At 65.0% G+C, this 21,410-nt stretch carries 15 protein-coding genes; 3 read left to right on the top strand and 12 right to left on the bottom strand.

Annotation, left to right across the window (positions count from 1 at the left end; all coding sequences use genetic code 11):
* Positions 1–2: 2 nt before the first annotated feature.
* The 10 genes from NTH_RS05315 to NTH_RS05270 form a co-directional block, all read right to left on the bottom strand.
* Positions 3–1,670, bottom strand: coding sequence for an acyltransferase (locus NTH_RS05315; protein WP_338529045.1), 1,668 nt, complete (start codon positions 1,668–1,670; stop codon positions 3–5).
* On the bottom strand, positions 1,667–2,677 hold the full coding sequence (locus NTH_RS05310; protein WP_422392425.1) for a hydroxyacid dehydrogenase: 1,011 nt from the start codon (positions 2,675–2,677) through the stop codon (positions 1,667–1,669). Before NTH_RS05310 ends, NTH_RS05315 begins: the two co-directional genes overlap by 4 nt.
* Positions 2,674–4,533, bottom strand: coding sequence for a DUF2264 domain-containing protein (locus NTH_RS05305; RefSeq protein ID WP_338529043.1), 1,860 nt, complete (start codon positions 4,531–4,533; stop codon positions 2,674–2,676). Before NTH_RS05305 ends, NTH_RS05310 begins: the two co-directional genes overlap by 4 nt.
* Positions 4,534–5,565 (bottom strand): ABC transporter ATP-binding protein, encoded by a 1,032-nt coding sequence (locus NTH_RS05300; RefSeq protein WP_338529042.1) that lies wholly within the window; start codon positions 5,563–5,565, stop codon positions 4,534–4,536.
* Positions 5,562–6,590 (bottom strand): ABC transporter ATP-binding protein, encoded by a 1,029-nt coding sequence (locus NTH_RS05295; protein WP_338529041.1) that lies wholly within the window; start codon positions 6,588–6,590, stop codon positions 5,562–5,564. The genes NTH_RS05300 and NTH_RS05295 overlap by 4 nt, the downstream gene beginning before the upstream one ends.
* Positions 6,580–7,641 carry an ABC transporter permease gene (locus tag NTH_RS05290; RefSeq protein ID WP_422392424.1) on the bottom strand — a complete coding sequence of 354 codons (1,062 nt, stop codon included), beginning with the start codon at positions 7,639–7,641 and terminating at the stop codon, positions 6,580–6,582. Before NTH_RS05290 ends, NTH_RS05295 begins: the two co-directional genes overlap by 11 nt.
* Positions 7,642–7,712: 71 nt before the next feature.
* Positions 7,713–8,708: an ABC transporter permease gene (locus tag NTH_RS05285; RefSeq protein ID WP_338529039.1), complete on the bottom strand. Its 996-nt coding sequence runs from the start codon at positions 8,706–8,708 to the stop codon at positions 7,713–7,715.
* A gap of 240 nt (positions 8,709–8,948) precedes the next feature.
* A complete protein-coding gene (locus NTH_RS05280) occupies positions 8,949–10,889 on the bottom strand; it encodes an ABC transporter substrate-binding protein (protein WP_338529038.1) in 1,941 nt (646 codons plus the stop codon).
* 237 nt (positions 10,890–11,126) lie between these two features.
* Entirely contained in the window at positions 11,127–12,959 is a 1,833-nt protein-coding gene (locus NTH_RS05275; RefSeq protein WP_338529037.1) for a heparinase II/III domain-containing protein, read from the bottom strand.
* 32 nt (positions 12,960–12,991) lie between these two features.
* Entirely contained in the window at positions 12,992–14,002 is a 1,011-nt protein-coding gene (locus tag NTH_RS05270) for a LacI family DNA-binding transcriptional regulator (RefSeq protein WP_338529036.1), read from the bottom strand.
* A gap of 362 nt (positions 14,003–14,364) precedes the next feature.
* Between NTH_RS05270 and NTH_RS05265 the strand changes: the two genes are divergently transcribed.
* The 3 genes from NTH_RS05265 (at position 14,365) to NTH_RS05255 (ending at position 18,186) form a co-directional block, all read left to right on the top strand.
* The gene (locus NTH_RS05265; RefSeq protein ID WP_338529035.1) at positions 14,365–14,664 is read left to right on the top strand and encodes a DUF982 domain-containing protein; all 300 of its coding nucleotides are present in this window, start codon (positions 14,365–14,367) and stop codon (positions 14,662–14,664) included.
* A 70-nt stretch (positions 14,665–14,734) separates the two neighbouring features.
* Positions 14,735–15,829 (top strand): glycosyltransferase family 4 protein, encoded by a 1,095-nt coding sequence (locus NTH_RS05260; RefSeq protein WP_338529034.1) that lies wholly within the window; start codon positions 14,735–14,737, stop codon positions 15,827–15,829.
* 146 nt (positions 15,830–15,975) lie between these two features.
* Positions 15,976–18,186, top strand: coding sequence for an amylo-alpha-1,6-glucosidase (locus tag NTH_RS05255; protein ID WP_338529033.1), 2,211 nt, complete (start codon positions 15,976–15,978; stop codon positions 18,184–18,186).
* An 82-nt stretch (positions 18,187–18,268) separates the two neighbouring features.
* Here the strand turns inward: NTH_RS05255 and NTH_RS05250 are convergent, their stop codons facing one another.
* Both NTH_RS05250 and NTH_RS05245 read right to left on the bottom strand, forming a co-directional pair.
* The gene (locus NTH_RS05250) at positions 18,269–20,215 is read right to left on the bottom strand and encodes a DUF5054 domain-containing protein (protein ID WP_338529032.1); all 1,947 of its coding nucleotides are present in this window, start codon (positions 20,213–20,215) and stop codon (positions 18,269–18,271) included.
* 13 nt (positions 20,216–20,228) lie between these two features.
* The gene (locus tag NTH_RS05245; RefSeq protein ID WP_338529031.1) at positions 20,229–21,278 is read right to left on the bottom strand and encodes a LacI family DNA-binding transcriptional regulator; all 1,050 of its coding nucleotides are present in this window, start codon (positions 21,276–21,278) and stop codon (positions 20,229–20,231) included.
* Positions 21,279–21,410 lie beyond the last annotated feature (132 nt).

Here is a 21,410-nt window from a genome sequence, read left to right as displayed (position 1 = left end):
TCCTAAAGCCCCAAGCCAATCGGGCGCGTGCGGTGAATGCCCTTGGGCACGAAGGGGAAGACGTCGGCGAGGCCCAGAAGCCCGGCTGAAAGATGCAGCACCGATAGCCACATTTCGGTGCCTTGAAGGCTGCCCCTCTGGCCGTCGGCGAAAGGAAAACCTTCTCCTGCCAGCCAGCGCAGCGGAGCCCGCAGGATGACCGCCTCGGCGATCGCTTCGGCTTCGGCACGGCAATGGTCCGTCTGCTTGAGGCAGAGCCAGAGCGGGTGGATGGTGTCGAGCAGATTGCAGGCGGTGCAGGTGTTTGCGCAGAAGCCGCCATGATTGCGGTAGTTCGCCAGCACGGCGTCGATTGCCGCCTCGGGGCGCGGCACCGGCAGGCCGAATTGCGCATAGGTGCCGCGCGTCAGCCGATAAAAGCCGTTGACCGGCTGCAGAAGCCCTTCCTCCGCGGTCGGTTTGCCCCAGAGGCCGGTTCCGCGGTCGACATTCATTGCCAGCCAGCCGAACAACGTCTCGCGGGCTCGTGCGCTGGCGAAATATCGCGCGTTGAAATAGAGCGCGGTGCCTATGGCATCGACATGGGCGCCCGCGCTCCAGCCGCGCGTGCTCCACGGCAGGCTATCGAGCCAGTCGCAGAGGGCGGGGGCGTCGAGTTCGACGGCGGATACGGGATGGAGCGGCTTTGCCCCCAGCGCCTCCAAGGCGTAACCGACGGCGAGGACATTGTAGAGCGCCAGCCCGTCATCCCGCAGCGCCTTGCCCTCTTCCATAGGGCGAAACGGGTCGGGGAATAGGCCGCTCTCCGGGTGCTGCACCGCCTGCAATCGCTCGATGGTCGCAGGGACGTCGAGCCCTTCGGGGAGAGCACCGAAGCCCGCGGCGATCTCGATGGCGTCGCACAAATGCCGGATGCTCATGCGCGCCGTTCCGTCGGCTTCGATGGACAGGTAGCCATCCGCGGTCAGGTTTCGCGCCAGCACCTGGGGCCATTCGGCGGCGGCGGCGCGGCCGATTGCCGTCAACGCGGCTTCGACCTCCGCGCGCGGCGACCGGGGCCCGGCCGATGGCGCGCCGCGCCGGCGCACCATCCTGGCGGGCACACCGGCCATGACCGCCATTTCCGGCACGTCCCTCGTCACCACGGCGCCCGCCGCAATCACCGCGCCGTGGCCCACCGTCACGCCATCGACGATGACCGCGTTGGCGCCGATCCAGACATCGTCCTTTATGGTGATGCCGACCGTTTCATGCTCTTGAGCATGGATCGGCCGGTCGGGGTCGTCGAAACCGTGGTTGAAACCGACGATGGAAACGTGGGAGGCGATGCGCACGCCGTCGCCGCAGCGGAGCTTGCCCGAGATGCAGGCATAGGAGTTGACCGTGCAATGGGCGCCAAATTCCACATCGCCGCGCACCAGCGCATGGCCGGCGATCCATGAATGATCGCCAAGGACGAGGCGGGCAGTGAAGATGCGCGCTTGCGCGGCGACATAGGCGGTATCGGCGATGCGGGCGCCGGCAAGGCGGGCAAGGCTTTCCTTGCGGGCGCGCTGCGCGGGGCTGTCGAGGTCGGCTTGCGTGCGCTCCCAGGTGAGAAACTGCAGGCGCGCCTCGTGCTCGCTTTCCGTTTCGCTCAGGTTGCCGCCGATGCGCTCCGCCATGCTCATGCAAGCCGCTCCAGGATGTGCGGCTCTATGGCGTAGCGCAGCGGCTCACCGGCGATAAAGCGCTCGATCTCCTCAATAACCATCTTCCCGAGCCGCAGGCGTTCGAGGCCGGCGGCACCTGCCACATGCGGCGTTAGGAACACGTTGGGAAGCGTGTAGAAGGGCGAGCCGGACGGCGGGATTTCCGGGTCCGTGACATCGATCACCGCCTGCATACGGCCGGTCTGCAATTCAGCGATAAGCGCGGCCTCGTCCACCAGCGCGCCGCGCGCGGTATTGATGAAGGTGGCGCCGTCGCGCATCAGCTTGAGCTCGCGCGCGCCGATCATGTGGCGGGTGGAGGCGAGCGACGGCGCGTGCAGCGACACGATATCCGCGCGTGCCAGGAGATCGTCGAGATCGGTGAGCTCGGCCAGCCTGGCGAGGGGGTCCGTTTCGTCCACAAAAGGGTCGGCCAGAAGCACGTCGATTTCCAGCATCTGCAGCAGAGAGGCAACCTTGCGGCCGATGCGGGAAGCCCCCACCAGCCCCACCGTGCGGCGGTAATTGCCGATGGGCTCGTCCATCAGCGCCCAGGTGGAGCTGCGGGAGGGATCAGAACGGTAGAGATCGCGCAGCTCGAACACGCGCTTGTTGGCGAATATGATCGCAGCCAGCGTGAATTCGGCGACGGGCACCGCATTGGCCTCCGCGGCGTGAGTGACGACGATGCCCGCTTCGTAGACGGCGGGGTCGAGCGTGTGTTTGACCGTGCCGGCGGCATGGGCGACGAGCCGGAGGCGGGGCATTCCTGCCAACAGCTCGGGCGAGACGTATGGGCAGCCCCAGCCCGTTACCAGGATTTCGGCCTGCCGCAGGAGGCTGCGCGCGGCGGGGCTGGAGAACTCCTCCAGCGGAGCTGCCGAAAGGATGTCGCAGCTTGTGCCAAGCCGGGCGAGCAGGCGCTCATCGAACACATGCCGTGTCTTGGCTGGAGCCATGGCGAAGGCGAGTTTTGGCAGCATCAGAACCTCTCCGCCACCTTCATGGCGCTGACTTCAATGGCTTCCTGCGCGAAGAGGGCTTCCAGCCTGGCAAGATCGGGCGGTTGCGGCGGGCTGTTCAGTGCTGCATCGGCTTCTCCCCCCGCCGGCAAGGCCATGGCCGCCGTGATGAGCACGGTGGTGCCGGGAGGGATTTCGCCCGCCAGTTGCGGCACGATCGTCTTGGCGGCGATGAGGTTGGTGTTGGGCTGCGCGCGATGGGCGCGGCCGGCGCGCTTCGTCCCTTCCGTCAGGTCCAGCACGACACTGAGGTCGGTGGCGGAGCGGGCGAGGGCACTGCCGGCGCTGTCCTTGCAGGTATCCGCGTCAAAGTCCGCACGGGCAATCGCGAAACCGCCCTCGGTGGCATGCAGCGAACGCGGCGTCTCGATGCGATGGACCCGGACATGCCAGGGATTGGCCGGCACCAGCCAGGTCTCCACCGTCACATCGTGCCACGGCTTCCACCGCCCGTAGAGGCTGTCGCCCGCGATCAGCGCCGCCTCGTTGCTTTCGCGCACGCGGTAGTGGCGGCCGTCGTCGGAGAAGCCGATCATGCCGTCGAAGCAGGCGGAGCGGTAGGCCCGCTCGTCGTTCTCGACCGAAAAGCCGTAGCGCGAGGAATAGACGAACTTGGCATATTTCTCCGCGCCGAAGCGCATCTGGTAGTTCTGCTGCCCGCTTGAAAGTGCCACCACATTGCCGGGCGTGTGCATCATCACCATGCCGGGATGCCTCAGCGGAACCGGCTTCTTCGAGGTCACGGCAGGCGTTTCCTCCGCCTGCCAGAACGGGTGACCTTCGGGCAGGGCCAGCGGCAGGAAGGCCTTCATCGCCCAGTAAGGGGAACCGGCGGAATTGTAGTTCTCGCTCATCAAGAGGTTCGGATAGGCGTAGCCGACGGACAGGACGCCGTCGCGGTCGGCGATCGGGTGGCGCGCCCACCAGCGCAAATGGCGCAGATACTGGCCCTTGATCTCGCCCCAGGGCAGCGCCTCCAGATCGGCAAAGGCGAGCGCGCCCCAGATGCCGGCGCAGGCGAAGCGGTAGGTAAGGCTGCGGCCGAAGGCGAGCGCCCCGCCGTCCTCGTCGTACCAGTGGCGGATATCCAGGGCGAACTGCGCCGCCCGCTCGCCGTAGCGGGCGGCGCGCGCATCCTCGCCCTTCGCGATCCTGGCATAGATCAGGCCATAAAAGTGCATGGCGAAGGGAATGTAATGGTCGATCCGGCGCACATTGCCGTCGCGATACCAGCCGTCCCCGAGATAGAAACCGTCAAGTTCCTCGAGATATCTTTCCGTCAGCGAGCGGTCGAAATCGACGCCGACCTCCTCCAGTCCCATGTCGACGAGGATGCGGAAGAACTTCCAGTTGTTGTCGGCGTAGTCGAAGCGGCGGATGTGCTTGAGATAGGCGGCGATGTTTGTCTTGGCGCGCTCGGGCAGCGGCTCCCAAGTGAGATGCGGGACCATCTTTAAGGTAAAGCCGATGGCCGCCATCTCGACCATACGCTGGTCGGTCGAGCTTACCTCGCCCCAATATTCCGGATGCTCGGGGTCCATGCCGTTGGCAAGGCCCTCGCGGTAGAGCGCCCAATGGTCGAACCGGCCGCCGCCGGCGGCAAGCGGCGCGAGGCCCCAGAGCGGACGGGCGAAACCCTCCACATCGGCGGCGATGCGGTCGAAATGGGCCGCGGCCGCGCTCAGCCGCACCCGCGCACGGCCTTCCGAGAAGAAGGGGAGCAGTGGATTGAAAACGTCGTGCGCCGCCTTCTCGACGTCGGCGCGCGTCTTCAACGGATTGCCGGCGAGCGGGTTGGCGCTCAGGGGATCGTATGTCATTCAGGCAGGGGTCCTTGCGGCGGGCGCCTCTGCATAGGCGCCCCTCAAATGGAGGGTTTCGGCAAAATGGCAAGCGACGTCGGCCTGCGCGACCTTGCGCAGCGCCGGCTTCTCGGTGCGGCAGCGGGCTTCCGCAAAGCGGCAGCGGGTGTGGAAGGGGCAACCGGCCGGGCGATGGCCGAGATAGGGGATTTCGCCGCGCACCTCCTTCGTGCGCCTGCCGCGCCGGGTCGGGTCGGCGACCGGCAGGGCGTCAAGCAACACCTCCGTGTAGGGGTGGCGCGGGCGCTCGAAAAGCGCCTCCGTCGGCGCGCTCTCGACCACATGGCCCAGATACATCACCACCACACGGTCGGCGATGTAATTCACCACGCCGAGGTCGTGGCTGATGAAGATATAGGTGAGGCCGAAATCCTCCTTCAGGTCTTCGAGCAGGTTCAGCACCTGGGCCTGGATGGAAACGTCGAGGGCCGAGACGGCTTCGTCGGCGATGACGAGCTTGGGATCGAGCACCAGCGCGCGGGCAATGCCGATCCGCTGCCGCTGACCGCCCGAAAAGGCATGCGGGTAGCGCCCCATGGCGTCGGCCGGGATGCCGACCTTTTCAAGCACGCCCACGACGCGCTCCTCGAGGTCGCGCCTCGACGCGACGTTGTGGATGCGCAGTGGCTCGGCCACGATGTCGAACACCCGCATCATGGGATTGAGCGAGCTCATGGGATCCTGGAAGATCATGCGGATATCGCGCCGCCACTGCTTCATGGCCCGCTTGTCGAGCGCGGTGAGCTCCACCGGATCGCGGCCCGGCGGACGGTAGGTCACCTTGCCAGCGCTCACGGGCTGCGCCTGGACGATGGAGCGCCCGAGCGTGGTCTTGCCGCATCCGCTTTCGCCGACGATCGCCAACGTCTCGCCGGCGGCGACCGAAAGGCTGACATCGGCGAGCGCATCGAGCGTGCGCATCGGCCCGAACCAGCCGCTGCGGAAGGCGAAGGTTTTCGAGACATTCTCGACCGAGAGCAGCGTCGTCATGCCGGCACCTCCGCCTCTAGCCTGTCCTCGGTCAGCAGATGGCAGCGCGCCACGTGATTGCCGCCGATGGGCGTGCGGCCGGGCTGCCGGCCGGTGCAGGGCTCGAAGGCATGGGGGCAGCGGCTGGTGAAGGCGCAGCCTTCGGGCCGGTCCTTCGCGGAGGGCACGGTGCCCTTGATCGGCGAAAGGCGCTGCCGTTCGCTCTTGCGCGCGATGGTGGGGATCGAGCGCATCAGCGCCTGGGTGTAGGGATGGCGCGGAGCGCGGAAAACGTCGAACACATTGCCCTGCTCGACCACATCGCCCAGATACATCACCGCAACATCATCCGCGATTTCGGCCACGACGCCTAGATCATGGGTGATGAAGAGCATGGCCATGCCGTAGTCGTCCTGGAGCTTTTTCAGAAGGTCGAGGATCTGTGCCTGGGTGGTCACGTCGAGCGCGGTGGTGGGCTCGTCCGCGATCAGCAGGTTGGGCGTGCAGGAAAGCGCCATGGCGATCATCGCGCGCTGGCGCAACCCGCCTGAAAGCTGGAACGGATAGGCGTCGGCGCGCTCGCGCGGCCCCGGTATGCCCACCTGATCGAGAAGGCTCACCGTGCGCTCCCGCGCCTCTTTCGGCTTGAGCCCTTCATGCAGCATGATCATCTCGTCGATCTGGTCGCCGATGGTGTGCACGGGCGAGAGCGAGCTCATCGGCTCCTGGAAGATCATCGACACCTTGTTGCCCCTGATCTTGCGCATGGGCAGGCTGTTGGGCTCGAGCGCGGCGATGTCCACCGCCTCTTCGCCCGGCGGGCAGAAGAGGATGCGGCCGCGGCTAATCACGGCATTGGCGTCGAGCAGGCGCAGGATGGCGCGGGCGGTCACCGATTTTCCGCAGCCGCTTTCGCCCACGAGGCAGAGCGTCTTGCCGGCAGCGAGCGTCAGGTCGACCTGACGCACGGCGACGATGTCCGCCTCGTCGGGGGACGAGAAGGCGATCTCGACATCTTCGAGTTTCAGGAGGGGTTTATCGGCCATGGGGGTCTGCGGCATCGCGAAGGCCGTCTCCGAGGAAGTTGAGGGCAAGGATCACCACCACCACCGCCACGCCGGGCAAGAGCAGCCACGGCGCGCTGGCCAGGGTCCTGATGTTCTGGGCCTCCTGCAGCAGCGTGCCCCAGCTGACGATCGGCGCCTGAAGGCCGAGGCCGAGGAAGGAGAGCGCGGTTTCGGCGAGGATCATGCCGGGGATGGCGAGCGTGGCCGCGGCGACGATGTGGCTCGTGAAGTTCGGCACCATGTGGCGGGTGATGATGCGCCAGTCGCTCGCCCCGTCGAGTTGGGCGGCGGTGACGAAATCCTCCGTGCGCAGCGCCAGGAAACGGCCGCGCACGACGCGCGCAAGCTCGGTCCAGCCGACCAGCGAAAGGATAACGGTGATGGCGAAGTAGGTCTGCAGCGACGACCAGTCACGCGGCAGTGCCGCCGCCAGTCCCAGCCACAACGGTATGGTGGGCAGCGAGCGGATGAACTCGATGATGCGCTGGACGGCACTGTCGAACCAGCCGCCGTAATAGCCCGAGAAGCCGCCGATGATGACGCCGAAGAAAAGGCTCATCACCACGCCGATCAGTCCGATGGAGAGCGAGACGCGAGTGCCGTGGATGAGGCGGCTGAGGAGATCGCGTCCCAGGCGGTCGGCACCCAGGATGTAGAACGGCGCGCGCGGGTCGGTCGGCCCGAACAGCTTGACCGTCATCGGGACGAATCCCATCAGCTGATACGGCTCGCTATCGACGAAGAAGCCGATCGGATGCTTCACCTCCGTGTCGACGACGAAGATGCGGCGCATGGCGGCCTGGTCGATCTCGGTCTTGTAGCCGTAGACGAAAGGCTGGAACCGCCAGTTGCCCGCCTCGTCGGTGTCGACGAAATGGATGCCCTGCGGCGCGGCATAAGTGTAGCGCGGGTTGTAGGCGGAGGGGTCGAACGGGGCGATGAACTCGGCAAAGAGCGCCACCAAATAGAAAAGGACGACGATCCACAGGCTCCAGACCGCCAAGCGGTGCTGGCGGAAGCGCCGCCACATGAGCGCGGCCCGGGATTCGCGCGGGTGCCTGGCCGCGGGGAGTGCGGCCCGATGGATCAACGCTTCCGCGGTCATTGGCCGCCTCCATAGCGGATGCGCGGGTCGAGCCAGGCGAGGATCAGGTCCGAGACCAGCGTGCCGACGACGGTGAGCACGCCCAGCAGCATGATGATGGCGCCGGCCAGGTACATGTCCTGGCTGGTGAGCGAGCGCAGGAGCAGCGGGCCGGCCGTGGGCAGGTTCATCACCACCGATACGATCACGGATGAGGAGACGAGCGTCGGCAGCAGCCAGCCGATGGTCGAAACCAGCGGGTTGAGCGCCACGCGCACCGGGTATTTCACGATCACCTTCCACTCCGGCAGCCCCTTGGAGCGGGCGGTGGTCACGTAGGGCTTCTTCAATTCGTCGAGCAGGTTGGCGCGCATGATGCGGATGAGCTGCGCCGTGCCGGCGGTGGCAAGCACAATGACCGGCGCCCATGCATGGGTGAGGAAATCCCAGAGCCGCGGCAGGCTCCAATGGGCGGTTTCGAACTCGCGGGAGAACAGGCCGCCCAGCGTGTTGCCGAACCAGACGTAGGAAAGATACATCAGCACGAGCGCGAAGAGGAAATTGGGAACGGCGAGCCCGAGGAAGCCGAAGACCGTGGCCAGGTAGTCGCCGAGGGAATATTTGCGCACCGCCGCATAGACGCCGATGGGCAGGGCGACCAGCCACATGACGAGCACGGCAAGGCCCTCGAGCAGGATGGAATTGCCGAGCCGGCCCCATATCAGCTCCGTCACCGGCCGTTTCCACTCGAAGCTGCGGCCGAAATCGCCGTTCGTGAAGATGCCCGTGATCCATTTCCAATACTGGACGAGGAAGGGGTCTCCGAGGCCATACTGCCGGCGCATGGCTTCAAGCTCGGCGGGATTGACCCGCTCGCCCGCGGCACTCACCGTCGCCATGTAGGCCGTCAGATAATCGCCCGGCGGCAACTGGATGATGGCGAAGGCCACGAAGGAGATGGCCCAGATCGTCAGGACCATCGAGATCAATCGGCCGGCAAGGAAACGGAGCATGGGTCCGGACTCCGGTTGTTCAGATCATCAGCATGGAGCGCGGCGGGCGCTCGGGGAGGTTTTCGAACACCCGCCGCCGCTTTAGAATCAGCTCACCGTTTCACAGAAGCGCTGAACTGATCCAACTATCTGGTTCCAGGCAATTCCGGACGGAAAACCGGTTTCCACTTTCCCGGAACCGCTCCAACGCCGGCCGCAGCCGGAAAACCGCGCCCGGCGAACGGGCGCGAACCGAGCGTCCTACTCGAAGTACCACTGGACGGGATCGTAGCCGCCGGGCTCGGGGAAGAGCCAGGCATTGATCATCGACGGCGCCACATTGCGCAGATTGTTCTTGGCGATGTAGTAGCCGTCAGGCATGAGGCTGACCCCGATCACCGGGAAGTTTTCCCTGGCAATGGCGAGGATCTCGCGCATCAGTTCGCTGCGGCGCTCCGCATCCCCTTCGGCGTTGAGCTCATTATAGAGCTCCATCTGCTTCTTCGCCCAATCGGCGGGCTCTTCGGCGATCGACGGCTCGGCGCCGGTGTACCAGGCCTGCCATTTGTAGGCCCACACCGATTCCGGCGAGGAGGGGAAGTAGTAGCGAGGCTCCTGCATCACATCGAGGCCGCCATCGCCGGCCCATACCTGGGCGTCGTAGTCATTGTTCGGGCGCTTGTCGTAGAACAGGGCGCGATCGATGTTGTTGATCTCGATATCGATACCCGCCCCGGCGAGCTGCAACTGCATCAGCTCGAGCATATCGACCCACTCCGGCCGAAGGGCGGCGATGACGTCGACGGTGATACGCACCGGGCGCCCGTCGCTCATGAGGCGGGTGCCGCCGCCGTCCTTCTCCGTCAGGCCCGCGGCATCCAGATGCTTTGCCGCCAGTTCGGGGTCAAACTCCGTATATTGCTTGGCCATCTTCTCGTCATAGAAGGGAGATTCGGGGCGCGGCGCCACCTGGAAGGGCTCACCCTGGCCGATGAAGACAACGTCGATGATCTCCTGACGGTCGATGGCGTGGGACAGGCCGATGCGAAAGTCCTTGTTCTGGAAAAGCGCGCGCTTGACCGGGTCGTCGTGGTTCAGGTTGAGCTGCAGCACCAGACTGGAGGACGTCGACTGGACGACCTTGCCCAGACGATAGTCGCCCTTGTCCTGGCCGTCGAAGAACACGGCCTGGTTGGCATTGGTGGCTATGTGCCGGTCCTGGAAGTCTATCTCGCCGTTCAGCGCAAGGAGGGTGAGTTCCTCAAGGCTCTGGCTGACGCGCATGTTCAGGCGGTCGATATAGGGCAGCTGGTTGCCCTCCGTGTCGACCTTCCAGTAGTAGGGGTTGCGCTCCCAGATGATCCGGGCGGCATCGCCGGACAGCGGCTCCTTGACGATCCACGGGCTTATCGTGGGGAGTTCCGGATTGGTCCAACGCGAGGTTTCCCAGCCCCAGGCGCACTTGTCTTCCATCAGAAACGACCAGTTCTGGAAACCGGCGTCGGTCGCCATCTTGGCGGCGTCAGGGTTGGTGCCGGGGTAGAACTGGCCGCAATAGTGCTTGGGGATGGTGAGGACCTGGGTGCCGTTGATGCTGGCCAGCGTGTCCATCAGCGTGCCGTTCGGCTTTTCAAAGACGAATTTGAAGGTGATTTCGTCGATGACCTCGACCGAGGCAGGGTTGCTCTGCACGTCGATCCAGTTGCTGTTTGCCGGGTATTCTGGGTTGTTGAACATCTCGACCGCGAAGGCGATGTCTTCCGATGTCAGCGGGTGCCCGTCGGACCACTTCAGCCCTTCGCGCAGCTTGAAGGTGTATTCGGTGGCGTCGTCGCTGATCTCCCAGGAAACGGCGAGGTTGGGAATGACCTTCTCCCAGCTGTGATCCCAGCGCACGAGGCCCTCATAGGCCACGGTCTTGGCGATCATGCCATTGTCGTCGCCGCCGCGCAGGCCCATGCGCCAGACCCCGCCATATTTGCCGACGCTTTCGAGCGGCTGGACAACGAGCGGGTTCTTCGGCAGGCGCTCGGCGACCGGCGGAAGCTCGCCGCTGGCGACGCCCTCGTCCAGCATGGGCGCCTGCTGCTGGGCCAGCGCAGGCAGCGGCGAAAGGGCAATGCCGGCCAGGAGAATGGCGGCGGCGTTGCGGGATCGACCTGCCGGGGCAGGGGCATATCGATGCAGGATACGCTTGAGCATTGGTTTTTCCTCCCATTCGGCCGCTGCATATGCGGCCCCTCCTTCAACGGGAGCCAAGGCTAGCAGGATTTTGCGCATACGCAACAAATTTCCAATTTTTGCGTAATTTGCGTAGAGCGTGCGTTAATCCTTCTGTGGGAGCGATTTCAGATCAGGTCACCGTTTGATAGAAATGCAGAACGGATCCACTATTCCCACGCAATTCCCGACCGGCTTCCACCTTTCCTGGAACTGCTTCTAGCCGTGGGGGCGGATCACGAGCGTCAACCGGCCGGCTCTTCGTGGCGCGGCAACGGCAAAGATGACGCGCGTCAGATCGATGGAAGGCGCATATTGCTTCTCGATACCGCGGTGCCGCTCCAGCCGCACGGCGACGCTCTCCGGATCGAACGAGACCTCCAAGGCTCCCGCGCCCTCGCGCAGGATGACGAAGCCGTTTCCAGGCTCGATATCGCCTGTGGTCACCAGCACGCTCTCGAAGTCGCCGGCCTGCCCCGAAAATTCGAACGCGTCGGTCAGCGTGACCAGCCCGCCCGGCGCATGCCGGTCGATCTCGAGGGACCTTTCAAGCATCCCAAGGCCCGCCTCGGCGGGATAGGCCGCGGCCATGTCGAGCAGCAAATGGTCACCCGCTGCGTCATGTCGATGATGGAGGACGCGCGCCGCATAGGTTCGGCCGGAACGCTGCAGATGCCCATTGACCACCGGAACCGAGTGCCCGCGCGAGGAGGCCATCAGGTTGTTGTAGCGCTCCGGCCCGAAATAGGCCTTGGAATAGCGCCCGCGCCCGGGATCTGCGATGACGGCTCGGCCGCGCGTCATCACGATCAGCGCGCCAACGTCGTTCTGGTTGTGCATCTCGTCATTGTGCCCGCCCTTGATCGCGACCCGCAGCGAGCCCGGATCGGCCGGATCCAGCCTGGCGATCATCCAGGCCATGTGCGGAAACCAGTCGTGCACGGCTCCGGCGAAGGCGGGGGCCCCGCCGCGAAGCGGCCAGAGATATTGGCGCAACGGCCAGGCGAACTGGTTGAAATGATCGACGGCGAAGTCGTTGGCAACGCCCAGCCGGGCCAATTGCGGCAGGTCGAGATTTTCCGCAAGATGGGACAGAAGGCCAGGATGAAAGGCGGCGTCGAGATCTGAATCGGAAAAGCTCACCCACCGGCCAGGGGTCAGGATCGTGCGCAGCGGGAATTGCGCGATCTCACGCACGAAGGAATCTTGCAGCAGGCGCACGGCGCCGCCAGTCCGCGCCTCCAGCAGTTGGGCCAGAACGACAAAATTGCCGAAGCCGTAGCTCCAGTAGTCGGGTCCTTCGGTCGAGCCGCCGCGCGGATCGAAGGTCTCCAGATAGTCCGCGAGCGAGGCCATGGCACGCGCCAGGATTTCGGCCAGGCGCGCATTGTCCGGCTCCAGATAGCAGGCAGCGCCGGCCGCCCCCGTAACGCAGACCGCCGTCCAGTTGTTGATTTTTCTGTCGGGGGTCGGATGCAGCCACCAATGGTCGTGCCGTTCGAGGAAGGGCGAAACCGCCCGCCGGCCGACCTCCGCGCGGATATGGGCACGCAGGTTCGGTTCCAGCCGGTCGCCCAGCAGATAGTCGATCTCGGCCAAGTCGAGCGCGGTCATGGCTGCGGCGAGATCCAGGGTCGGACGGCCGGGCAGGTCAAGGGTGTGGGCATGGGCCGGCCATGCCCAGTTGGTCTCCTCCAGCCGCGCCCAGAGCAGGTCGGCGACGGCGTCGAGGAACGTGCCCTGCCACGCCAGGCATTCGGCGAGGACGAGGCGGTAGAGCATGTTGCGGCGGCGGCGCTGCGCGTCCTCGTAGGGCTCGCGCCGGCCGGTGCGCTGAAAGTCGAGATAAAGGCTTGCCGGCAGCGCGGGAATCGGGGTCGCGGCATCCTCGACCGCCCGGGCATGTAGAAGATCCACGCTCTGCTGCCCGGCTCTTGAGGCAATTCCGACCCAGGCCTCGCGCTCCGCGCCCGCCGGGAAGGGCCGGAAATCGGCCGCCTGCGCCAGCGCGGCATCCATGCTGCGTACGTTCCAGAGCCGTAGCGATGTCACGCCATCTCCTATTGTCGAAGCGAACTGCGCTTCTAGAACTCGAGCCGGCGGATGGTCTGCCCGTCGACCGGGGTGACGCCGATTTCAAGCTGCTGCACGGCCGTTTCACCTTCCATCTGGCTGATGAGGAGGCGGATGGCGCCGCGCCCGATTGCCTCACGGTCGACCCGCACGGTCGAGAGCCGCGGGCTGGTCATGCCGGCGAGCGGCAGGTCGTCGAAGCCGATGATGGAGAAGGTCTCGGGAAGAACCCCGCTGCCGCCATGGAGCCCTTCCATGATCTCCACGGCAGCCAGGTCGTTCCAGGAAAAGAGCGCCGTCACGCCGTGGCGGTCGGCGAGGATGTCCTGGAGCAGTTCGCCGATGCTTCGCTCCGTGGTGCTCACGACAACAGCTTCGGCGCCGGGCACGGCGGCCATGGCGGTTTCGAAACCGCGGCGGCGCTCCAGGATCGTAGGGCGCGCCAAGTGGGTATAGTGCAGGATGCGGCGGTGGCCGGCCTCCAGTAGACGTTGCGTGGCGAGATAGGCGCCGTAGAAATTGGCGGGCGAGACCGAGCTCAGCCGCATCAGCGGATCGGTGCCGTTGACAAGCACGGCGGGAATATCCCGCTCGGCACACCAGGCAACCAGCCCGTCCCAGGCATCGATGCCCGCCAGGAGCACGCCGCTCGCCTCCGAATGCGCCAGATGGCGCTCGATCAGATCGAGGGTGACCTGCGTCTCGTTGACCAGCCGCACGTCCAGCGCCAGGCCGGCCTCCTCGGCCGCCGCGCGCATGCCGTCGAATATCCCGACATAGAAGCCGGACATTCCGCTGGTGGCGCCGCCCAGCGGCACCAGCGCCACAGCGCGCCGATCGGCGCCGGACAGGCTCGGATGCTTGCTCTTGTAGCCGAGGGTCCGGGCAAGCTTTTGCACTTCGCGCCGGACGGGCTCGCTGACGCCGGCCTCGTTGGCGAGCGCACGCGAAACCGTGCTCACCGATACGCCCAGCCGCGAGGCGATCTCTGTCTGGTTGGGGCGCCTGGCGTTTGCTGTCATGACGGATTCTGCCTCGCGTGAGCCGATTTCCCTGCTTACGCAAGTTTTGCGTTTTTTGAAAGAGGCATCATGAAGAGGAGTACGGGTTCAAGGCGGCGGTCGTCGGCCGCTCGCGCGCAGCCATGGCGAGAGCGGCCGGCGCAGGCGGCGAAGGCCAAAGACAGCTCTGAAAGCCGCCGACATGCGCCTTCCCTGGCCTGCCAAAACAGCGCCAGGAAGCGGTCTTCCGGGCCGCTTCATCATGCGCAAAAAAATTTCTCGGAGCGTGGAACCAATCCGCAGCTTCTGCGTTAGCGGCGCCGCCTAGCGGAGGAGATGTCTTTGCAGGCGCTCCTCCCAAGTTCAATGCAGGAGTCTTGTGGATGAACCGCATACCATTCGAAAATCCAGTGCTGCTGTTCGTCGGGCTGAACCGTCCGTCGAAGATCGAGAACGTGGAAGAAGCCTATGTCTTCCTGAGCGACTGGCCCGTGCACGGGCGGGATGCTGCTCATGCCGTCGCTCTCAAGGCTTGCAGGGCAGCCCTTCTCAACGAGGTCGAGCCGGAGACCGCCCGAGCCGCTTTCCTCGAGTTCGCCAAGCGACATTCAATACTGGCGCCCGAGACCGAAGGCGTCATTGCCGCGCGGGCGCTCGAGGCGGCAAACCGGGTCGCAGGCTGATCCATTCCTGATGCCGTGCGGCATAGCCGGCGGCAGAATTCTGCTTCGCTCAATTCGAGGAGGTCTGAAGATGAGAATAGCCCAGATCGCTCCGCTAGCCGAAAGCGTGCCGCCCAGATTGTATGGGGGTACGGAGCGGATCGTCTCCTATCTGACCGAGGAACTTGTGCGCCAAGGCCACGACGTCACGCTCTTTGCCAGCGCCGATTCGCTGACGTCGGCGGAACTGGTCGCCTGTGTCGACCGCCCCCTGCGCCTGAACCCGGCGGTCAAGGATCCTATCCCCTATCACGTCATGATGCTGGACAAGGTGGCTCGTCGCGCGGAAGAGTTCGACGTTCTGCACTTCCATATCGACATCCTGCATTTCCCGCTCATTCGCGAATTCGCCAGCCGCACGCTGACGACGCTTCACGGGCGCCTCGATCTGCTCGACCTGAAGCCGTTCTATTCGGCGTTTTCCGACGTGCCTTTAGTGTCGATCTCCAACGACCAGCGTGGGCCGATGCCGCCCGTGAACTGGGTGGGCACCGTTTATCATGGCTTGCCGCGCGATCTGCTCCCGTTCACGGCCAAGCCCGCTCCCGGATATCTCGCTTTCCTGGGGCGGATCTCGCCGGAGAAGCGGCCGGACCGCGCCATCGAGATCGCGGCCCGCGCAGGCATGCCGTTGAAGATGGCGGCAAAGGTCGACAATGCCGATCTGCCTTATTGGAAAGAGGTCGTCGAGCCGCTGGTCGCCACGCATCGGAATGTCGAGTTCATCGGGGAAATCGCCGAGCACCAGAAGGCGGAGTTCCTTGGAAACGCCAGCGCGCTTCTGTTCCCCATCGACTGGCCCGAACCATTCGGTCTGGTGATGATCGAAGCGATGGCCTGCGGCACACCGGTCATCGCGTTCGACCGCGGATCGGTTCCCGAGGTCATCGATGATGGCGTGTCCGGTTTCATCGTCGAGAACATCGAGGGAGCGGTTGCCGCGGTCGATCGCGCAAGGGCGCATGACCGCCGAAAGGTCCGCGAGGCGTTCGAGCAGCGCTTCACCGCCGACCGGATGGCGCGGGACTATGTCGAGATCTACCGCCGCCTGGCGGCGACATCCCGTCAAGACCCGATTCCGTTCATGTCCGAACCGGGAGACTTCGCTCAAAGGGCGGTGAGCTAGATCACCACGACGACGCTTCCCGAAAGCGCCATCGTGACCTATCTCCTTGCTGGAGCATGATCCGTTCCGAAAACGGGTATCCACTTTTCGCGATCATGCTCCAGCAACGAAAGGCGACACGGAAACCGGCGATACGGAAACCTGCCATGGATACAACAGGTGCCGAGATTCCCCATGCTGCGGATGCTTCCGGAGCAGGGGAGCAAATTGCGCAATTCTTCATCCCGGCCGCGGCGTCACTGCAGGAGCGGCGGCCACGGACCCTCAAGCACGGCGATACTTTCGGCCTTTTCGATCACAATGGAGATGCGATCTCCGGCCCCGGCAGTCCCGAGGGCATCTTTCATCGCGATACGCGGCATCTTTCGCATTTCTATCTCACGATCGAAGGCCATCGGCCGATCCTGCTCAGCTCGATCCTCAGGGACGACAACGCCACGCTGACTTGCGATCTCACGAACCCGGACCTTTACGATGCGGGAGGCCGCATCATACTGGAGCACGATCTGATCCATGTGCGCAGGTCGCGCTTTCTCTGGCGAGGTCGCTGCTTCGAACGCCTCGGCATCCATAGCTTCTATGAAAGGCAGCGCCGGATCCGCTTCGAAGTCGCTTTCGGGGCGGATTTCGCGGATCTCTTCGAGGTGCGGGGCACCCGGCGCGAGCGGAGGGGCCAGATCCACCAGGCTGAAATCGCGGCAGACAGCGTCGTTCTCAGCTATACCGGCCTCGACGACAAGCGCCGCGCCACCACCTTGCTCTTCGATCCATGTCCAGCCGAACTGACGGCGAACCGAGCGGTGTTTGAACTCGAACTGGCCCCCCATGAACCAGCATCGCTGTTCATGGAGATCAATTGCGGCTGGGATAGCTACAACACCCCGGTGCGGCAGCGCTTCTTCCCGGCATTCATGGAAGCACGCCGGGCCCTGCGGGCCTCCTCTTCCCGCGCGACGGCGGTGATCACCTCGAACGAAATCTTCAATGAGGCGGTGCGGCGCAGCGTCTCCGACCTTTACATGCTGATCACCGACACTCCCGAAGGCCCGTATCCCTATGCGGGCATACCATGGTTCAGCACGGTATTTGGAAGGGACGCACTGATCACGGCTCTGGAAACGCTGTGGCTGGATCCGGCCGTCGCTGCGGGCGTGCTTCGCCACCTGGCAGCGCACCAGGCCAGCGATATCGACCCGGTCGCCGACGCGGAGCCGGGCAAGATCCTCCACGAGGTGCGCAACGGAGAAATGGCGGAACTGGGAGAGGTGCCGTTCCGCAGGTACTATGGCAGTGTCGATTCCACGCCGCTGTTCGTCGTGCTCGCCGGCGAATACCTCAAAAGAACCGGGGACGTGGCCACTGTCCGGGAACTCTGGCCCTCGCTTCGATCCGCGCTCGGCTGGATAGAGGATTTCGGCGACAGGGACGGTGACGGCTTCGTGGAATACGGGCGCCGGACCCAAGAAGGCCTCATAAACCAAGGCTGGAAAGACAGCCACGATTCCGTCTTCCACCATGACGGCTCTCTCGCACGCGGTCCGATCGCTCTTGCCGAAGTGCAGGCCTATGTCTACGGCGCCTGGCGCGCCGCTGCCCGCATTGCACGCGCAATCGGATTCGCGGAACAGGCCGCAAGCTTCGACGGCAAAGCCAAGGCCTTGCGCACCCGCTTCGACGAAGCCTTCTTCGACGAGGCTCTGGGGACATATGTGCTGGCGCTCGACGGGGACAAGCGGCCTTGCCGGGTCAGGTCTTCGAATGCCGGTCACGCGCTGTTCACCCGGATCGCCTTACCCAAAAGAGCGCAGACCGTGGTGCGCACGCTCATGTCGAGCGATTCGTTCTGCGGTTGGGGCATACGGACGATCGCCGCGAACGAACGCCGCTACAACCCCATCAGCTATCACAACGGCTCGGTTTGGCCCCATGACAATGCGCTGATTGCGGCCGGCTTCGCCAATTATGGCTTCAAGCGCGAGGCGGCTCGGATCTTCGAAGGACTTTTCACTGCTTCGACCTATATCGATCTCCGGCGCCTGCCGGAGCTCTTCTGCGGCTTCGCCCGCCAGCGCGCGCACGGCCCGACCTTCTATCCCGTTGCCTGCATTCCTCAGGCCTGGGCAGCCGCGGCCCCGCTCTCCCTCCTTCAGTCGTGCCTGGGCCTCGGATTCGAACCGGAAGGCAACGAGATCACTTTCCACGAACCGCATCTTCCCGCATTTCTCGAGCAGATAACCTTGAAACAACTTTCCGCAGGGCGCGGCTCGGTGGACGTATCTCTTCGCCGGTCCGGGGAGCAGGTGGTCGTCGAGGTGCTCCGGCGGCAGGGTCAGGTGAAGGTTCTTACGACCGCATGAGGGCGGCGATGGGCACCAGCACCGCAACCCATGGCCGCCGGGGCACGATCATCGCCTGAACGGGATCGCGATTGCGGCGGCCTCAGCCATGGGAAATCAGGAAACGCGAAACAAGATCGCCTTCCCACCACATCGGGAAATTGGTGCCCCATTTGTTGTTGTGGAGGTTGAAGCGCAGGCCGTCGCGATAGTCCGGCGGGTCGGGGGGGAAGACCATAAAGCGCTGGCCGAGCGGCCCGACCAGTGGCGAATCGAGCGGTGTGATTTCGAGCCGGCCGCCTTCCTTGCGGGCAGCGCGTGCGGCGAAAACCGCGTGAAGCGCGCCGCCGCCAAGCCGCGCCGTCCTTGCCGCGTCCTGCCAAAGGCCGGTCTTCAGGAGTTCCCAATTGCGCGCTCCGCTCGGGGCGAATACCGCAAAGCCAGCCTCCGGCATGCGGTTGGCCGGCTTCTCGCGCAGGATGACGGCAAGCTCCACCCCGCCGGCCACGGGCGAGACGATATAGTCGACCCTGCGCGGCGCGCCGAGCCTCTCATGGGCGTCCGCGGGCAGTTGGTTGGCGACGATGAGATGCTCTTTCGTCTGCGCCATGCCAATGAAGCGCGGCGACCAGCATGACGATAGCGCGGTGCGCGCTGTTGCCAGCCCCGGCTTGTCGTGGTCGAGAACGGCCCATTCGGGCCGGGCGGTGATGTAGCTGTCCATGTAAGCGGCTACGTCGACCGCGTCATAGCTTTCGTAGCGATAGCCGAAGAGGGGGCTTTCACCGCCCGTCAGCCTTTCCCCGCCGGGCGCGGCGAGCGCGTGGATGTCGCCGGTCGCGGGATCGAGCTCCACATGCCAGCCGTCGATCTCGATCGCCCTGTCCGGCGCATCGCCGGTGACGACCGGCGGGACCGAAGGCAGCTCGGTCTCCGCAAGCGCCTCGTGCGCGCGGCGCCGGTCCTCATCCGAGAGAGCAGCGACGGCTTCGTCGAGATAGGCGCGCTGCTCGGCCCAGGAGGCCTCCGTGTAGCGGAAGCGGAAATCCTTGCCGCGTGCCGCCTCGAAGTCCGTCCGGTCCCACGCCGTCTCGTCACGCAGGAAGGTCTTGATGTCGATACCGCAGGTATGTTCGGCCACGAGGGTCAGGCCGCGGCCGAAGGCGCGCCGCGCGGCGTTCAGCCCCTCCGCCTCGAAGGCGTCGTATAGTCGCTGCAAGGCACGGAAACGGGCGATCTTGACGGGATCGCTGGCGCTGCCGTGGATCCAGCTGTCGCCGAGCTCCAGATCGACCACCGGAAAGCGCTGGCGGTTCTCCCAGAGGAATGCGCCGTAGTCCTCCAGCGTGCCCGCCCGGATCTGCGCACCGGGATGCCGGTGGCCCATCTCGCGCAGGATCTCCACCACCTGATGGATCTGCTGCGGCCCCATATTGTCGTTGGTGTGGGCGAAGCTCAGGCCTTCCGAAAGGCCTTCGGGCAGATGGGTGGCGCCATAGGAGCGCTGGTACATGACCACGATCTCCTCCCCGCCCGGCGCGCGCCAGCGGAAGATCTCCGGCACGTCCGGCGGCGGGCAGGCGGTGTTGACGCCGATATGCAGGAATTTGAGCCCCGCCTCCGCCATCAGCGGCACGATGCCCCGCGTATGGCCCGGCACGTCGGTCATCTTCGCGGCGATGGTCTTTTTGCCGAAGCGCCGATCGAGCTCGGCGGAATAGGAGAGGCCGGCGCGGAAGAGCGGCGGGCTCATCAGCTCCGAATGGGTGGTGAAGGGAAGGCCGTGCCAGCGGATCACCCCCTTCTCTATGGCCTGTTCAAGCCGCGCGACCTCGACGCTCGAACGCGTGTTGAGATGGTCCCAGATGAGCCAGGCGCCGGTGGTCCAGATGAATTTCGGGTTCGAAGGATCCTCGGCGTGGAAGTGCTCGCCCGTGGCGATCGCCTGCGGGATGAAGCGCTCGTGGTAGAGCCGGCGGACCTTCTCCGCGTGGTCGGTGAAGCCGATGTCGAGATGGGTCTTGAAGACCAGGTGGATGCGGCCCGTCATGTCTCGGCCTCGCCTATCCGACGGTCCCGCGCACGACGAGGCGCGTGCGGACGGTTTCGGACAGGGCGGGAGCCTGGGGCGCCTTGAGGCGCCGTAGGATCAGGCGCACGATAGCCCGCACGCGAGCCTCCAGGTCGATCTTGACCGTGGTGAGATTGTAGCTGCGCCAGTGGGACTGGGCGATATCGTCGAAGCCGATAACCTTCACGTCCTCCGGCACCCGGAGCTTCAGCTCGTAGCGCAGCGCATCAAGCGCGCCGAAGGCACTCTCGTCATTGGCGGCGAACACGGCGTCCGCCCCTTCGCCGACGCGGAAGAGGTCGAGCATACCCGCATGCCCCGCATCGTAGCTGAAATCACCGGGAACGATGACCGGACTGCCCAGGCCGCGCCGTTTCATCAGCGCCTGCAGCGTTTTGCGGCGCGCGTGCTCGGCCAGGAAATCCTCCTTGCCGCAGAGATAGGCGATGCGGCTGCAGCCATATCCGGCAAGCAGGGCCACCGCCTGCTCCATGCCTTCCCACTGGTCGACGTCGATCCGGTCGAACAGGGTTTCCGGCTCGCCCGGCCGCCGCCCGTCCGTGCCGCCCTCCATGACGTAGTTGATATAGATCGGCACGGCCCTGTCGAGGAAGCGCGTAAGGATGTGCGGGCGCACATTTTCCGTGAACGCGATGACCGAATCCGGGTTGAAGCCGCGCATATAGGCAAGCAGCGTCTCGTCCATGCTGAAATCGGTGCGCGTTTTGAAAAGAAGCGTCGCGAAGCCCTCGGCCTGGAGGGCGGAAGTGAGCGCATCGATCTCCTGGCTTTCCCAGGGGCTGCACACGTCCGGCACGATCACCCCGACGAGATGGGTGCGCCGGGTGACGAGCGCCCGCGCCGCGCGGTCGGGCGTATAGCTCAATTCCTCGGCAAGCTTGAGGATGCGTGCCCGCTTCTCCGGCTTCAGGGGTGCGTCGGGATTGAAGGCGCGAGACACCGCGGCGCGCGAAACGTTGGCGGCCCTTGCCACCATTTCCGCCGTGGTGCGCCGCGGCGATCCGCCAAACTTACCGGTCAACTGGCCAATCCATCGAAATTTTTGAAAGCGTGTTCATTTTTCGCATATTTTCGCAACGGAGCAGTCTGGTCAAGCATATGCTCCACATTCCCCGGCTGAGCATGACAATTCCATGACGGTATCAACAGGAAA

Source organism: Nitratireductor thuwali, assembly GCF_036621415.1.
In the GTDB taxonomy this organism is placed as follows: Bacteria; Pseudomonadota; Alphaproteobacteria; order Rhizobiales; family Rhizobiaceae; genus Chelativorans; species Chelativorans thuwali.
The sequence above is the reverse complement of the archived record's forward strand: the minus strand, read 5'-3'. Positions and strand labels throughout refer to the sequence as shown.